This is a genomic window from Salibacterium salarium, assembly GCF_030813635.1.
GTDB lineage: Bacteria > Bacillota > Bacilli > Bacillales > Marinococcaceae > Salibacterium > Salibacterium salarium.
The window spans coordinates 243,660-258,715 of record NZ_JAUSUM010000001.1; the positions used below are offsets into that span (position 1 = coordinate 243,660).

Annotated in this window: 17 protein-coding genes and 1 pseudogene; 12 read left to right on the forward strand and 6 right to left on the reverse strand. The window is 40.2% G+C overall.

Going from position 1 to position 15,056, the window contains the following annotated elements; translation table 11 throughout:
• Positions 1–235: 235 nt before the first annotated feature.
• Positions 236–990 (reverse strand): annotated as a pseudogene (locus J2S78_RS01290) (class I SAM-dependent methyltransferase).
• Positions 987–1,109: a hypothetical protein gene (locus tag J2S78_RS01295; RefSeq protein ID WP_306895556.1), complete on the reverse strand. Its 123-nt coding sequence runs from the start codon at positions 1,107–1,109 to the stop codon at positions 987–989. Before J2S78_RS01295 ends, J2S78_RS01290 begins: the two are co-directional and overlap by 4 nt.
• A gap of 333 nt (positions 1,110–1,442) precedes the next feature.
• Here J2S78_RS01295 and spoIIID point away from each other — a divergent pair, with 333 nt between their 5' ends.
• The 7 genes from spoIIID to J2S78_RS01330 all read left to right on the forward strand — a co-directional run bounded on the left by spoIIID (position 1,443) and on the right by J2S78_RS01330 (position 5,755).
• Positions 1,443–1,721, forward strand: coding sequence for a sporulation transcriptional regulator SpoIIID (gene spoIIID / locus J2S78_RS01300; RefSeq protein WP_125557850.1), 279 nt, complete (start codon positions 1,443–1,445; stop codon positions 1,719–1,721).
• A gap of 252 nt (positions 1,722–1,973) precedes the next feature.
• Complete coding sequence (mreB, locus tag J2S78_RS01305) at positions 1,974–2,978, forward strand: rod shape-determining protein MreB (protein WP_306895557.1); 1,005 nt, start codon at positions 1,974–1,976, stop codon at positions 2,976–2,978.
• Positions 2,979–3,015: 37 nt separating this feature from the next.
• Positions 3,016–3,849, forward strand: coding sequence for a flagellar hook-basal body protein (locus J2S78_RS01310; protein ID WP_306895558.1), 834 nt, complete (start codon positions 3,016–3,018; stop codon positions 3,847–3,849).
• Positions 3,850–3,874: 25 nt separating this feature from the next.
• Complete coding sequence (locus J2S78_RS01315) at positions 3,875–4,717, forward strand: flagellar hook-basal body protein (protein WP_306895559.1); 843 nt, start codon at positions 3,875–3,877, stop codon at positions 4,715–4,717.
• 43 nt (positions 4,718–4,760) lie between these two features.
• Positions 4,761–5,048, forward strand: coding sequence for a DNA-directed RNA polymerase subunit beta (locus tag J2S78_RS01320; protein ID WP_306895560.1), 288 nt, complete (start codon positions 4,761–4,763; stop codon positions 5,046–5,048).
• Positions 5,049–5,141: 93 nt separating this feature from the next.
• A complete protein-coding gene (gene fabZ / locus J2S78_RS01325; protein ID WP_306895561.1) occupies positions 5,142–5,576 on the forward strand; it encodes a 3-hydroxyacyl-ACP dehydratase FabZ in 435 nt (144 codons plus the stop codon).
• A 20-nt stretch (positions 5,577–5,596) separates the two neighbouring features.
• A complete protein-coding gene (locus J2S78_RS01330) occupies positions 5,597–5,755 on the forward strand; it encodes a hypothetical protein (protein ID WP_306895562.1) in 159 nt (52 codons plus the stop codon).
• A gap of 126 nt (positions 5,756–5,881) precedes the next feature.
• On the opposite strand, the gene J2S78_RS01335 is transcribed toward J2S78_RS01330, so the two are convergent.
• Entirely contained in the window at positions 5,882–7,555 is a 1,674-nt protein-coding gene (locus tag J2S78_RS01335) for an S-layer homology domain-containing protein (protein WP_306895563.1), read from the reverse strand.
• Positions 7,556–7,833: 278 nt separating this feature from the next.
• Between J2S78_RS01335 and J2S78_RS01340 the strand changes: the two genes are divergently transcribed.
• Positions 7,834–8,814 carry a C40 family peptidase gene (locus J2S78_RS01340; protein WP_306895564.1) on the forward strand — a complete coding sequence of 327 codons (981 nt, stop codon included), beginning with the start codon at positions 7,834–7,836 and terminating at the stop codon, positions 8,812–8,814.
• Between the two features lie 164 nt (positions 8,815–8,978).
• Here the strand turns inward: J2S78_RS01340 and J2S78_RS01345 are convergent, their stop codons facing one another.
• Both J2S78_RS01345 and J2S78_RS01350 read right to left on the reverse strand, forming a co-directional pair.
• Complete coding sequence (locus J2S78_RS01345) at positions 8,979–9,143, reverse strand: hypothetical protein (RefSeq protein ID WP_306895565.1); 165 nt, start codon at positions 9,141–9,143, stop codon at positions 8,979–8,981.
• Between the two features lie 125 nt (positions 9,144–9,268).
• Positions 9,269–10,552 (reverse strand): DUF2254 domain-containing protein, encoded by a 1,284-nt coding sequence (locus tag J2S78_RS01350; RefSeq protein WP_306895566.1) that lies wholly within the window; start codon positions 10,550–10,552, stop codon positions 9,269–9,271.
• 241 nt (positions 10,553–10,793) lie between these two features.
• Here J2S78_RS01350 and J2S78_RS01355 point away from each other — a divergent pair, with 241 nt between their 5' ends.
• Both J2S78_RS01355 and J2S78_RS01360 read left to right on the forward strand, forming a co-directional pair.
• On the forward strand, positions 10,794–12,317 hold the full coding sequence (locus J2S78_RS01355) for a C40 family peptidase (RefSeq protein ID WP_306895567.1): 1,524 nt from the start codon (positions 10,794–10,796) through the stop codon (positions 12,315–12,317).
• 147 nt (positions 12,318–12,464) lie between these two features.
• Complete coding sequence (locus tag J2S78_RS01360; protein ID WP_306895568.1) at positions 12,465–12,917, forward strand: hypothetical protein; 453 nt, start codon at positions 12,465–12,467, stop codon at positions 12,915–12,917.
• Between the two features lie 30 nt (positions 12,918–12,947).
• Here the strand turns inward: J2S78_RS01360 and J2S78_RS01365 are convergent, their stop codons facing one another.
• Positions 12,948–13,580 (reverse strand): helix-turn-helix domain-containing protein, encoded by a 633-nt coding sequence (locus J2S78_RS01365; protein WP_306895569.1) that lies wholly within the window; start codon positions 13,578–13,580, stop codon positions 12,948–12,950.
• 180 nt (positions 13,581–13,760) lie between these two features.
• Between J2S78_RS01365 and J2S78_RS01370 the strand changes: the two genes are divergently transcribed.
• Together J2S78_RS01370 and J2S78_RS01375 are read left to right on the forward strand one after the other, a co-directional pair.
• Complete coding sequence (locus tag J2S78_RS01370; RefSeq protein ID WP_306895570.1) at positions 13,761–13,922, forward strand: hypothetical protein; 162 nt, start codon at positions 13,761–13,763, stop codon at positions 13,920–13,922.
• Between the two features lie 97 nt (positions 13,923–14,019).
• Positions 14,020–15,042, forward strand: a complete 1,023-nt coding sequence (locus J2S78_RS01375) for a LacI family DNA-binding transcriptional regulator (protein ID WP_306895571.1) — start codon at positions 14,020–14,022, stop codon at positions 15,040–15,042.
• Positions 15,043–15,056: the final 14 nt, after the last annotated feature.

Consider the following 15,056-nt stretch of genomic DNA (forward strand, 5'->3'; position numbering starts at 1 on the left):
ATCAACAGAGAACTTCTGCCTAATAGGTGGGAGTTTTTTTTGTAAGATTGGGAAGTTTAGAGCGTGCGAGCCTAGTTCATATCTTTTACGTTTTTAAATTCCTTACACACGTCTTCTATTAGAGATTAGGGACTATTGTTATCGAATGAAAAGAACTATAGGTATACAATTTAATCTTATCTCCTTGTTGTGCTAAAGCACCCTTTAGTTGAACATAATTTATTTCATAATCCAATTATTTTTTTAATTTGAACACTATAAAGTCAGCACATCTAAAATCTTCTTCAAATGAAGGATATTTATTTAGCATATCTTTTGATGGCATAGGTTCTACAATATTTTCTATAACAAACCCCGTTTTGATTAAAATATTTATATAACTCGTTAATGTTCTATGGAAGAACAATATATTTTTTTATCACCTAAACTTTGTTCATACGCACCTTCATAAAAGTATTTATCTACGTTCCAGTGCAACTTTTCACCGTTATCTGTTCTCTCCCAACCACACTCTGGAGTAACGAAGCAAGGATGTAATATCGAAAAAATAAAACTGCCTCCATCTGCTAATAACCGATACATTTCTTGAAATGCTTTTTCATAATTAGCAAGGTCTTGAATAACCATATTGGACACAATTAAATTAAAACTTTTATCTTCTAAAGTATTTAATTCCTCACAGTTACCTTGTTTATAATCAATCAATAAATCATGAGAAGTTCTTTCTTTCGCAATTTCTATCATTCTTGGAGAATAATCAACTGCTGTCACATTGGCACCCGACTTGGTAAACATCCTACTTAAATACCCTTCACCACATCCAGCATCTAAAACTTTTTTGTTTTTTATATTCCCCATAAGTGAAAATAGAGTGGGGTTTAAGAAGACCTCTTTATGAAGGTCTCCTTGTTCAGTATGTTTTTTTGAGTATGTATCTGCAAAGGAATCCCATCTTTTTATCGCTTCTTCGGTACCTACATTTTGTTTCATTTTCTTAATTCCCCCTCAATGTCATTTTCTTTATTACTTTTAACTCCATTCCCTTTTCTTTCTATAACCTTCTTAAAGTATCCTGCCCCTTGTTCTTCTGTTTCTTCCTCCGTTTTCATATCGAATGGCCATCTTCATTTTCTTAACCGTATCTTTATCTAATCTTATATTCCTTGCTGAGGCCATGCTCTGCGGAAATCATACATCTGCCAGCGGAGGTCGTTTGGCAGCACTCAACGATCAAAAAAGGATGGAACTTGGGAATTTCCTAAGAGTTCTTTTTCATTTTGACCAAAAGAAAATACTTAAAAGTTGAAATCTGAACGTTTTCGTCGTCCGTCAAAAAATAAATCACTGTTTAACCCTTGTCCTATCAGACTTTTTGGTATATCTGCCGTCTTGGTTTAATAAACTGTACTAATTCACCAAGATTGCAGTAGGAGGCGAGTGGTGTGCATGATTACATCAAAGAACGAACCATCAAGATGGGCAGGTATGTTGTCGAAACTCGCAAAACAGTTCGAACGATAGCAAGAGAATTCGGGGTTTCAAAAAGTACTGTTCATAAAGATTTAACCGAAAGACTGCCGGAAATTAACCCTGAACTTTCTGAACAGGTCAAGCATGTATTGGACTACCATAAATCCATCCGCCATCTTCGAGGAGGCGCAGCGACGAAAGTGAAATATGAAAAAGATAAACAAAGTTTTGAAACGGAACCTTCGCTTTAATCCCATTTCTTAGAAGGCTGTCTCAAAAGAAACATATCCCCTTCTTTTAGGACAGTCTTTTGAAAAAAACCATAAATTCGACAGATAATATGAAATATATTCCTCTTTCAGCAATTCTGTGATAAAATAATCAATTAGAGACTAACGACGTAAATAAAAAGCATGATTGATGTCTAACTATGTAATACTATAATAATGAGAACTTTTAATATATAGGCAAGGATCGAAGGAATAAATAGGAGGAATGACGGCATGTTTGGCAGGGATATCGGGATTGATTTGGGAACAGCGAATGTGCTCATACATATAAAAGGTCAAGGAATTGTACTAGATGAGCCTTCCGTCGTAGCTATTGATAAGCAAAGCGGTAATGTAATGGCAGTAGGAGTGGAAGCATTTCGAATGGTTGGACGGACACCTGGTAATATTATTGCTATCCGTCCTATGAAAGATGGAGTTATTGCAGATTTTGACCACACAGAAGCAATGCTTAATCATTTTCTTACCAAAGTTAACGCTAAAAGTATGATGTCTAAACCACGTATTTTGATTTGCTGCCCAACCAACATTACATCTGTGGAGCAAAAGGCTATTATCGAAGCAGCTGAAAAAAGCGGAAGCAAGAATGTCTTTATTGAAGAAGAACCGAAAGTCGCTGCTGTTGGAGCGGGAATGGATATTTTTCAACCGAGCGGAAACATGGTCGTGGATATCGGAGGCGGAACAACCGATGTGGCCGTCCTTTCAATGGGGTCCGTCGTTACAGCTGACTCGATAAAAACAGCAGGTGATCAGTTCGACTTAGATATTCTAAATTATATTAAAAAGAAATATAAGCTATTAATTGGGGACCGTACAGCAGAAACGGTGAAAAAGGAAGTCGCAACTGTTGCCCCGAATGGCTCTGAAAGAGAACTTGAAATAAGAGGACGAGATATGGTGAACGGCCTGCCTCGAACCATTACGATTCATTCCTCGGAGATATATGAAGCGTTGACGGAATCGGTGAATCACATCGTACAAGCTGCTAAAAATGTCCTTGAACAAACACCGCCGGAACTATCGGCAGATATTATTGACCGTGGTGTCATTCTCACAGGCGGCGGTGCTTTATTAAATGGTATCGATGAACTTCTTGGAGATGAGCTGAAGGTACCTGTTATTATCGCAGAAGAACCGATGAACTGTGTAGCAAATGGAACTGGCATCATATTAGAGAACTTGGATAAAATGGCAAATAAAAAAGTGAAAATATAGGATTGCTCGACTAGTCTAAATCAAAGGAGGATTTATCATGCTAAGAGGTTTTTATGGTGCGGCGTCGGGAATGATTACTCAACAACGACGGACGGAGATGCTTACTGATAATATTTCGAACATCAATACTCCCGGTTACAAAGCGGACCAAGGTTCCAGCCGTACGTTTCCAGAGATGCTTATTCATGCTCAAAATAATGACAATGTTCCCGGCGGAGGTTCCACCCCTATCGGAGAATTGGCGACTGGTGTTTACATGCAAGATCGCACTCAGAATTTCAGCCAAGGGGACTTGCAGGAGACAGGCAATCAGACCGATATTGCGTTATGGCAAGATGATCTTCCAGAGAATGAAGACGGCGAGCAAGGAGCACTATTCTTCACTGTAACAAATGCGGACGGAGAAGAGCGTTATACGAGAAACGGGAATTTCACCGTGGATGGAGAAGGGTTTCTAACAACTAGTAATGGAAGCTATGTTCTTGGTGAAGATGGAGATCCGCTTGAGGTAGGGAATGCGAATTTTACTGTAACAGAAAATGGACTCGTTACGGATGAAGACGGGGAAGACGTTGGACAAATTGACATAGCTTACGCGGAAAATGCGAATGATTTGGTAAAAGAAGGCAATGGACTGTTGAGCTTAGAAGGGGAAGACGGTGATCCGGAGGAACTTCCGAGTGCAATAGGTAATGATGCGATAGCGTATCAGCTGAACCAAGGTTCTATAGAACGTTCAAACGTAGACCCGAACCAAACGATGACGCAGTTGATGAGTTCTTACCGCACGTTTGAATCAAATCAGCGGATGCTGCAAGCATATGATCAAAGTATGCAGCGTGCAGTGAGTGAAATTGGGCGATTAGGATAAACATTCAAAGGGGTGACAGACACTAATGGATTCTTCCGTTTTGGCATCGGCAAATACAATGGGACAATTGCAGCAAAAACTGGATGGTATTTCAAATAATTTAGCAAACAGCGATACGACAGGTTATAAAAGAAGAGAATCGACGTTTTCTGATATGTTATTCCAACAAGTGGATAATCATTCTGAACCAAGGGATCAAACCGGTCGTTTGACACCGGATGGCTTGCGGGTCGGCACAGGCGCATCCATTGCACAAACTGCTTTACGCCTTGAACAAGGGGCATTGCAGGAAACAGGACGAGAGTTGGACTTTGCGATAACCGAAAAAAATAACTTCTTCCAAGTAGAGTCGATGACAAATGGAGAAGCCGAAACCCAATACACGAAAGACGGCTCTTTTTATCTTTCTGAAAACCCGGAAGAGGAAGATGCATGGACTTTAGTAAATAATCAAGGGGATTATGTATTAGATGCTGATGGAGAGCGTATGGATGTTCCAGCAGGAGCCAGCAACTTCAACTTAGGGGAAGACGGTACACTTCAAGCTACATTGGATGACGGAGAAGAAGTCGAAGTAGGCGAGATGGGTATGGCTCGCATTACGAAACCTCAATTGCTTGAAGGAACAGACGGAAACAACTTTCGACTGCCAGACCTTGATGAACTTGATTTAGAAGAAGCAGATGTGTTAGAGTTTGTTGCGGGTGAAGAGAGTCAACTGATTCAAGGATCATTGGAGAAATCCAATGTTGATATGGGTCAATCGATGACTGATATGATAAACACGCAGCGAAATTATTCTTTTAATGCCCGGGCTATTAGTCAGGGAGATCAGATGATGGGTCTTGTCAATAGCATTCGCGGCTAGAGTTACTCATGTATCTGTATTTTAAAAAACGGAGATTATGATTATGGCTCAAAACGATGAAGCGTCTCAAACGCTAACTAGAGAACAAAGAAGAAAAGAGAAAGAAGAAAAGTCATCTTCCTCGCATGAGGAGAATAAGAAAACCCGCAAAAAGGGTCGAGAACGCCTTATTCCGATATGGGCAAGACTTCTCATAATTCTTGTATTGCTTATTCTCAGCGTTATAGCTGGACTAATAACGGGTTATGGTATAGTTGGCGAGGGAGATACTTTCCAAATATTGAAATGGGAAACGTGGAGTAGATTTTTGGAATTTATAAATGGTGAATAATTAGAAAGCAGGCTCCTTCTATTGACTTGGAGCCTTTTTTTTACATGTATAGGGTTTCATATTCTTAACATAAACAAAGAGGAGGATCATTATATGTTGTCAGTGGATGAAATAAAGGAGATTATTCCGCATCGCTATCCGTTTCTGCTCATTGACCAAATCACAGAGGTTGAGGAAGGAAAACGGGCTGTCGGGTTGAAAAATGTATCAGTTAATGAAGAATTTTTTAACGGGCATTTTCCGGATTATCCTGTGATGCCGGGGGTGCTTATCATTGAAGCGTTGGCACAAACAGGGGCTGTCGCGATTTTGAAAAAGGAAGAAAACAAAGGAAAGCTGGCTTTGTTTGCAGGAGTAGAGAATTGCCGATTTAAATCGCAAGTAAAACCCGGAGACCAATTGACGTTAGAAACGGAAATTGTGAAATTACGAGGCAAAATTGGGAAAGGCAAAGGAATTGCGAAAGTAGGAGACACTGTTGCAGCTGAATTAGATTTAATGTTTGCCATTCAAGATCCGACAGACTAGAAAGAGGAGGTATGACGACGATGAAATCATGTTATATCGGAATAGGTATTCTATTATTGGTAACACTTATAGGATCGATGCTAGGTACGTCTGATGATATTGTCGAACCTGTGATAGGAAGTGTGATTACCAGTCTAATATTTCTAGGATTGATCAAATGGGAAGGAAAACCAGAGTGACAGCGTGATAGAGTGTTGCATACGTACATGAAGTCCTAGCGTTATAAGTTGAGTGATCGCTATGGATGGTTAAGAAAGAAGGGGCTGCCCGCATAAGTGGACAGCCCCTTCTTTGTGTTTCATGGATTATTCTTCTGTTTCTACTTCTTCTGTTTCTTCAATTTCTTCGAATTCTTCAATTTCTTCCATTTGTTCTTCTTGCCATTCCATAAGCTCATCGTACGTCACGATTTCTTCGTCACTTTCTGGAAGGCCATACTCAAAGGAAATGTCTTCATTGAAGTTGCTTGAAGCAAGCCCGTAATCAAAGCCAAAACTCATTTCATCTTGTTCATCACTATAACTAACGGTTACGTCCCCAGCGTCATAGACAATCTGGTTATCTGCGTTAATTGCTTGGTGCATTTCAAAGTTATCTAGATTCAGATTTTCCAAGAGTTCTTCGATGTCTTCTTCTGATCCAACGTCCTCAATCGTTTCTCCATTTTCATCAAGACTTTGGATGTTAGAAGTGACCGCGTTGATAGCTGGTGCCGCTTCAGGGTTTTCAAGAATTGGTTCTAACTTAGGAAGAACTTCTTCTTCAAAGATAGTCATTACTTCGCTTAAGTCTTCTTGCGACAATTCAAAAGATAGCACTTGTTCATACTCTACATCTTCAGGAATAGCCTCGTGACTATCTTGAAGCTCAAAGTATTCTGTGCCGAAACTTTCAAGAAGCACGTCATATACTTCATCTACTATCTCTTGCTGTTCATCCATATCGAATAAATCAGTGGCAGCTTCTTCTCCGAGAATGTCTTCATAATTCATTTCGATATATTTATCTTGCCATTCTTCTGGATAACCATTCAACGCAGCATCTGTGATGTATTGATAGCTTGCTTCATCCGTTGTTAGACTAACAGAATCGACCGTTTCGTCAAATTGAGGAATTTCTTGCTCAATAATCATTTCTGTAACCATTGGGTCCTGTTGGTAAGCACCGCGTACATCCATTTCCATATTCATAGAGTCTTCTAGCAACTCTTGTTCTTCCTCAGAAAGATCTTCTTCGGACATTGGAAGTTCCATGTTTATGCCAACCGTTCCGTCAACAGTATAAGTCTCAACATTTTGTTGCTCTGTCACTACATCTTCCAGCAATGAAACGATTTCTTCATCCATTTCTGGCTCTTCTGATTCTTCTTGTTCTGAAGAATCATCATTCATAGTATTGTCGATGAATGTAGCAAATTGAGCTCTAGTTGTTGTTTCGCCTGGACGATAAGCATTATCTTCATCGCCAGTTGCTATGTCGTTTGCTGCGAGAGCATCAATGTAGTCATATGCCCAATAATCCTCGGAGATATCAGTGAAGTTACTTTCACCATTTCCTGATAAGTCATAAGCTTCAGCCAAGACTTTTGCCATTTGGGCACGTGTTAATGGTTCGTTCGGTTTAAATTCGTCGTCATACCCTGAGATAATGCCTTCCGCTGCAACGGCTGCAATAGCATCATACTTTTCGTCATCAGAAGCTACATCAGAAAAGCCAGGATCCGCAACTTCTTCAGTATCCAATTCCAAGGCTTCAGATAGCATTAACGCTGCCTGCCCCCGAGTGACGTCCGAATTAGGACGGAATTCTCCATTATCATAGCCAGTAATAATATCAGATTCTTCCAATTGATTAATGGCATCTTTTGCCCAAAAGTCTTCACTGATATCAGAGAAGGAGCTTTGAGCACCAGCTGCTGCAGGCAATGCCAGCGAGACAGCCAATGAAGTGGATAGTGCTACACCAGTAATTTTTTTCATATGCTAGTTACCCTCCTAAAAAATTTAGAACATGTTATGCCATTTACTAGTATACATTGGATGGAGTTGGTTTTCCATCATTAAATGACATTTCGTTCCATACTATGTACGAAATATCCAGATCATCGTTTCATATATTCATAAATTTATTTAAAAAGTATTGAGCTGTCTTGCTTGAGCGTTTAGTATTTTAAGAAAGATCAGGGATTTTATTTCAAAGGAGGACGAATCGTATTATTAATCATAAAATTCTTTCACTGACGTTATCGGGGTTACTGTTGCCATCAGTTTTTGACGATAAAATGGAAGATATCATGTGGGAAGTAGAAAAGGAAATGCAAAATGAGAAACAAACATATGTTGATGTGTCTGTGATGTCGGTGTGGGCGGAACCTGCGCAAACGAGAGAGTTGGATGCACCTGCTTTATCAAATCCGGTACAACCGTGGGAATGGACAGAATCTATGACACTAGATGATAAGCTATGGTTAGTAGGAAACCTGGATACTCAGGCGTTGTACGGGATGGAAGTAGAAGTATTGGAAGAAGAAGGGGACTGGGCGAAAGTTGCGGTAGACGGACAGCCGACTCCTTTGCATGAAGAAGGATATCCAGGCTGGGTACCTAAAGACCAAATCACAGAAAGCGCGCCATTTCAAAGGGTACAAGACAACGATATTGCTTCTATTACGTCTCCGACAGCGTCTCTCTATGAAGGCAAAGCACTAGAGACAGAAAGCATAGAGGTTAGTTTTAACACACGTCTTCCGGTTATTTCTGAGCAAGCGGAGAAAGTAGAGGTTGCGACGCCGTCGGACGGTAGTAAATGGGTGGACAAAGAAGATGTGTCTGTGTACGAGGATATAGATGACATTTCTACCCCTTCTGCAAATGATCTGGTCGAGACGGCGGAATCTTTTATGGACCTTCCGTATTTATGGGCGGGAGTTTCTGGATTTGGATTTGACTGCTCCGGCTTCACTCATACGATTTATAAAGCGCATGGTATTACGATTCCTCGAGATTCCAGTGTTCAGGCGCAAGAAGGAGAAAAGGTGGAACGAGAGAATCTACAAGTGGGTGACTTAGTATTTTTTGCCCGTAATGGTGGAACCGGCGATGTTCATCATGTCGGAATGTATGTCGGTAATGGGGAAATGATTCATTCACCTAATTCGCGCAGTACGGTGGAAAAAGTCGTGATTAATGAATCGGATTATGCGGACAGCTATCACAGCGCCAGCCGCTATTTACCTTAAATCGTTGCGAGTGTCCGGAAAATTAGAAAAATGGTCGCGAAACGACTCAGTTTGTCCCGAAAATGACAGAAATGGTCGCGAACCAGTCCAATTGTGTCCCGAACGCATCGAAGACAGTCGCGAAACAGAAATCTGATCAATCCAATACAAAAAAGCACCCCATATCAGGGTGCTTCCTCAATCATTTCCCTATCTGTATTCTCTTCATTATCTATTTCAAGATTCTCATCTGTCTGTACATCTGGCTCACCAGAAGGAGATTCGCCAGCACCACCGCAAGCACTCAACATGCTCACACCTAAAAAAATCACAACAATCCAGTATTTCATCCAATGTCTCCTCCATTTACTAACTACATTCTGATATAGTAGCAAACCAAGATATAGACGTCTATATGATTCGACATTTTTCGTACAATCGATGCAGTCAGGGTGAAATAACTGGAAGAACTGACTTAAGAGCCTGATAAAATGGTATCAAACTTATGGATACGTTCCTTCCAATAGTCGTGGTCCCACGAACTCAAGTTTTCCTCGTCCATCGCTTCTTTCATATATTCCGCAAACGATAGGAGATCATCCCGAACGGTATCCTTTCCCGTTTGGGCTACAACAGTTAAAGCATCAATACAGCCCCCGATAACGGAAACATCATTTTTGCCGTACATCCGTATTTGGAAAAAACTCCGGTGTAAATAGGAAGCAAACGGCTTTGGATACAAAATAAAACGCAAATTATCATTGTTATCAACAAAATAAGTGTGAGATTCATGGCGGATACTAATTTCTGCTAAAAGCGCAGCCAACCGGTTAATACAATTGAGTGCAGTGTGCGGGTCATTAATCGACGGCGAAATCGCTCGAATCGCGATGTCGACTAGTTTTTGCATAGAAAATTCAATGTCCTGGGCGTTACTGCGTTCATTTCCTACTAGTAAAAACGAGCGCAATTCGTCTATATTTGGTTCCGCATCCTGAGGCCAATATTCAAAAATGGGCTCATTCTTATGAACATAGTCCCCCACTTGTATCAAACTTTTTATAGTTAGATTATGCTGGGTTGCCCAGTTCACAATATTTCTTAGTTCAAGCAGCTGGGTATAGCCGGAGCGATGAGCATATACCACTTGCCCTTCTCCTTCTGGAAACGAATGGTTCCATTCCTCATAAGCGGTCAAATGAGGCAATCGATATGCTTCTTCGATCGCCTCTGACGCATCATTTCGAATTTTTCCAATCAAATGGTTCACTTGCACGTACTTCGTTGAATGGTAAATAAATAAAATAAACGCCCCTAAACAAACAATAGCAACCGCAATCATTATAATTGGCAAAAACAAATGATTCGTATCAGACGGAGAGACGAACAATAGGTTCATGAACGTAAAAATAATGCCAAATGTAAATATACCTAAAACATGCTGTGTGATTCGGCTTTGCATAAAATCCTGGAGGGCCCGCGGTGTAAATTGTGTCGCGTAAGTGGTTAATACGACCATAACCGTCGAAAAGCTGACACTTGTCATGGTTAAAAGGGCAGTAATTAGACCACTATACAGGGAATTTGCAGTAGATGATGTAATCAGCAGTTTTTCTGGAGCCTGAATGTAAAAAGAGGAAGGAACGAAGCTGATTAAATAAGATAAAATCGATATTGATATAAGAGAAAAAATGCCGTAAATAGACGGCATAAACCAAAATTTTTCCCGAAGATGAACGTACCATTTCTGTTGTCTCATAAGTATAGTCCTTTCCATTAGTAAAACTATTGTTATTCATTCCCGTTACCTTCTATCATTTAATCATATAATTTGTTCTATGTAGTGAAAAAATGATGGCGAAAATTGTGATTAGAATGTACAATGAAAAGAAATAGGATTTTCGGATTAATGCTTTTTGCTTACACGACCCCTCACCGTAGAATGGAACCAGTAATAAAGAAAACATAACTTCCACAAAAATTGATGGGGAGGGATTGAATTGTTTGATACAACAACAAGTATGAAGAAAGTCGTTGTCACCTCTACAGCAGTTACTGGAGCTGTTCTTGCGGGACCAACAGCCGCAGATGCAGCGCTCGGAGACGACACGTTGTACCCTGATACGCAGAATGAAGACGTAGAACAATTGCAGGGTCTCTTAAAGGACAAAGGACACTTTACATATCATAGCTTAACCGGTCATTACGATGAGCATACGATAGAAGCGGTGAAATCCTTTCAAAGAGAGCACCAGTTAATGGTCGATGGTATTGCCGGCCCGGAAACGTTCGGTGTTCTTCTAACAGAGACGCCTAAACCGACGGAAAAAGTAGCGGGAACATCGTCGAATTCTAAGGAAAAAGTAACGCTTGGAAGTTCGACAATAATGAGATTGGGCGATGAGAGTGTTGAGATCGAAGAGTTACAACGCCAGCTCACGTCTTTAGGCTTTTATAATGGAGAAAAACACGGCTACTACGGACGGCAGACAAAAGAAGCGGTGAAGAAATTTCAAACCGATGCTGAGATTGTAACGGATGGCATTGCCGGTCCACAAACATTTGCAGCGCTGAAAAGTGCCCAGACTTCAGGCAGCGAACATTCCTCTGATACAAAATCCGACAGTACGTTCAAAGTGATTGAGAGCGGAGACAAGGGCAGTGAGGTTTCTTTACTGCAACGTCAACTAAAGGACTTAGGCTTTTATAATAAGGATGTAACGGGTGTTTTTGGACCAATGACAGAAGAAGCGGTCCGTAAATTTCAGCAACGAAATCAGCTGGATATAGACGGTCTTGCTGGACCAAAAACATTAAACAAACTAAAAAATAACCCAGAAAAAGCAGAGGCTTCCACGGAGCACACTTCTGAAAAAGAAACGACCAATAACAAAACGGGTGAACTCCGCTATCAATCAAGTGGCGATGATGTAGAGCAATTACAGTCACAGCTGCGTGAGCTTGATTACATGAAAATGGAAGCAACAGGTGTATTTGGAGAAGTGACGGAAAATGCCGTAAGAGCTTTTCAAGAAGATTATAATCTATCTAGCGATGGTGTGGCGGGTCCTCGAACGCTTGAGGCATTGGATGATGCGTTAAATGATGAAGAAAGAGGACAAGAGACACCAGATGAAGTCTCCGATACGTCATCCAACCAGAAAGTAAACGCAACAAATCTGGTCGCAGACGCAGCAGAACATGTCGGAACACCATATGTGTGGGGCGGCACTTCCGAATCGGGCTTTGACTGCAGTGGATTTTTGCAGTATACGTTTAAAGAAAATGGTGTAGACTTGCCAAGATCTGTGTCTAGCATTTATGACGCAGGTGACGAGGTGGAAAAGCCGCGTGTTGGCGATATTGTATTCTTTGAAACATATAAAGAAGGTCCTTCGCACGCCGGTATTTATACAGGAAATAATCAATTTATTCATTCCGGCACGTCCACCGGCGTCACGGTTAGTGATATGAATACAAACTATTGGGACGAACGCTATTTAGGAGCGAAACGTTACCAGTAAAAGGAGCCCCCGACTCTGTTATAAGCAGGGTGGGGGTTTTTTATTTTTAGAAAAGAAAATAATTGAAATAATTTCAAAAAAATGTTCATTTTCCAAAACGGTGTTATATAATAAAGGACAGCAGAATGACTTTCAGGGGGGTATGAAATGCAGCGACAATCGCCGATTGAACTGGAGGGCTTGGAGGTTTATTTGCAACCTTCTATTACAAGCCAACAAGGTTGGGACATCGTTTATAGCAGAATAAAGGAATATATAAAGAATCTTGCTGATGAAGACATCGTTCTTTACCCTGAAAAAACAACGATAGACCGGATCATAAGAAGTTGTCATATCCATGTCCAAATTAAACGATCGTTTACAACGGATGTGATATTGCTGTACCAGAATCTATCAGACTATTTAAATCAGGATGAAACCCTTATTCTGCTCGCAGTCGCAAATGAACACGGAAAAGTGTCGACGCCACTTATTATAGACCTTATCGTTCTGATTGAGTCCGTTATCCCCGGTACAATTATGATAAACGGTTATTTACATACGAGTGATTGGGGAAAATCCCTTCAACGTTTGCGAAACCGCGACATGCTGTTTTATTAAATAACACACCCCAGCTGACAACAGTATTACTTACTCTTCGTCGAACAACACGTAGATCATATCGATAATTTTTTCTTTCTTCTCTTCATCGAGAGGGATGTGATCTAAAGCAAGAGTCTCCACGGCAAGAATGTCACGCAAATTTGTCGGGCGAGGTGTCGAAACAGCACGTTCCATTGGCTTATTGGCGTTTCCTGATAAATAATCCGGGGTAACATCTAGTGTTCTAGCTAATTTGTAGACGCTGATAATATCTGGGGTCTGGTAAGAAGACGACGTGCGATACGTATCATGGTTCAACCAATTGGATAGAAGAGAACGATCAATATTCGTTTTTACTGCCAAGGTGTCTTCTGTCCAATGACTTTGCGTTAAACATTTTTTCAATCGAGCACTGAAAAGTTCGAGATGAATGTTACCTTGTATGTTTTTGGGAAAACGTTCAGGCAAAAACCCACCAAGACGCAGTAACTCATCAGGCAAAGCCCCATCGAGTCCTTTAGACAGTGCCATCACTGCATTGCGAGATGGATGTACTTTATCACTTTCAATGGAATGAATATACGAATAACTAAGCCCTGTTTCTTTAGCCAAATCTCGCAAAGATAAGTTATTTCTCAAACGCATTTCATATACATAACGACCAAGTGTTTTTTTAATCATTGCTGTATCACCTTTTGTTATTTTAACTGGTAAATGTTGTATAGAACAGAGGAATAGCGGATTATGTTCTATTTTGTAGAACATTGTTTTATAGAAAAAGATAAAGACGTTTTAAATGTCCGGTGCCATTGCTTATGATAAAATATACACAAATGCGATGAAGGCAGGGGAAAAGTCGCTATGCTTTTAACAGAATCAGAGAAAAAGCATTTACTAAAAGTGTTATCTCAAGATCAACGACGTTTTTTTCAATCAAAACAAGATCGGGAAAAATCAAAACAGTTACATGAAAAAATAAAACAAACACTTCGAAATGAAGAAGTAAATAAAGATCACAAATAAAAGATAGTTGAATTTTTATCATGAAGCGTTTACACTTATGATATAAACCGGTTTAGTAAATCGGTTTATGCTGATAAACAAGTGCAGGTGAAGAGCATTGACTACAACGAAAAAAATAACGATATCCGATGTGGCAAAACACGCCAACATTTCAAAAAGCACGGTTTCCCAATATTTAAATGAAAGATATGAATATATGGGGGCACAGACGAAACAACGCATTCATGAAAGTATAATAGAATTAGGCTATTCCCCGAACTATTTAGCTCGAAGTTTGAAACAGAAGAAGACATTTACGATCGGAATTATTGTCGCTAATATTCTGCACGGTTTTTCGACAAAGGTAATCCGCGCTATTGAAGATGCCTGTAATGAAGAAAATATTCATACGATTGTCTGTAATACAGATGAAGATCCGGAAAAAGAGCAGAAGTATATGGAGATGCTGCAAGCAAAGCAAGTCGATGGATTTATTGTGTTCCCAGCAGGAGAAAACGCAAAAGTCTATCAACGAATGCTCGAACAAAAGATACCGCTCGTCTTTATTGATCGCATTATGCCGGATTTAAAAATAGATACGGTGCTTATGGATAATGAGAGAGCGTCAGAACTGGCTGTCGAAAACTTTGCAAAACATGGTCATGAGAAGCTTGCGATAGCAACACCAGAATTGAAACCTTACATGACACCACGACTCGAACGTTTATCCGGGTTTAAAAAAGCACTGCAAACAAACAATTTGCCTGTAAAGGAAGACTATCTTATTTCTGAAAACTTAGATTCTCTGCAAGAGCGGCTGCAGCATATGTTTGCAATGGAGGATCCTCCAACAGCAATTCTAGCAAACAATGATTTAACGTTAGTTGAAATGTTGGAATTTTTCAAAAAGAGCGATATAAGACTGCCGGATGATATTAGTATTATCGGAATAGATGACGTCCCGTTTGCTAATGTCTATCATCCTGGTATTACAACGATTGAACAGCCGGCTTTTAAAATTGGAAAAAAAGCGGCCGAACTGTTATTTGATCAAATAAATGACACAGCGTCAGAGCCCGAAGTGTATCGATTCGCTCCGAAACTGTTTGAAAGAGAATCTGTGAAAACACTCTATGAATAGGAAGGAAGTGTTTG

Coding starts and splice junctions, on each gene's coding strand:
- mreB (WP_306895557.1), top strand. CDS start 1,974: ATGTTTGGCAGGGATATCGGGATTGATTTGGGAACAGCGAATGTGCTC.
- J2S78_RS01350 (WP_306895566.1), bottom strand. CDS start 10,552: ATGAGACAACAGAAATGGTACGTTCATCTTCGGGAAAAATTTTGGTTT.
- J2S78_RS01295 (WP_306895556.1), bottom strand. CDS start 1,109: ATGAAAACGGAGGAAGAAACAGAAGAACAAGGGGCAGGATACTTTAAG.
- fabZ (WP_306895561.1), top strand. CDS start 5,142: ATGTTGTCAGTGGATGAAATAAAGGAGATTATTCCGCATCGCTATCCG.
- J2S78_RS01365 (WP_306895569.1), bottom strand. CDS start 13,580: ATGATTAAAAAAACACTTGGTCGTTATGTATATGAAATGCGTTTGAGA.
- J2S78_RS01370 (WP_306895570.1), top strand. CDS start 13,761: ATGCTTTTAACAGAATCAGAGAAAAAGCATTTACTAAAAGTGTTATCT.
- J2S78_RS01330 (WP_306895562.1), top strand. CDS start 5,597: ATGAAATCATGTTATATCGGAATAGGTATTCTATTATTGGTAACACTT.
- J2S78_RS01310 (WP_306895558.1), top strand. CDS start 3,016: ATGCTAAGAGGTTTTTATGGTGCGGCGTCGGGAATGATTACTCAACAA.
- J2S78_RS01315 (WP_306895559.1), top strand. CDS start 3,875: ATGGATTCTTCCGTTTTGGCATCGGCAAATACAATGGGACAATTGCAG.
- J2S78_RS01335 (WP_306895563.1), bottom strand. CDS start 7,555: ATGAAAAAAATTACTGGTGTAGCACTATCCACTTCATTGGCTGTCTCG.
- J2S78_RS01360 (WP_306895568.1), top strand. CDS start 12,465: ATGCAGCGACAATCGCCGATTGAACTGGAGGGCTTGGAGGTTTATTTG.
- J2S78_RS01320 (WP_306895560.1), top strand. CDS start 4,761: ATGGCTCAAAACGATGAAGCGTCTCAAACGCTAACTAGAGAACAAAGA.
- J2S78_RS01345 (WP_306895565.1), bottom strand. CDS start 9,143: ATGAAATACTGGATTGTTGTGATTTTTTTAGGTGTGAGCATGTTGAGT.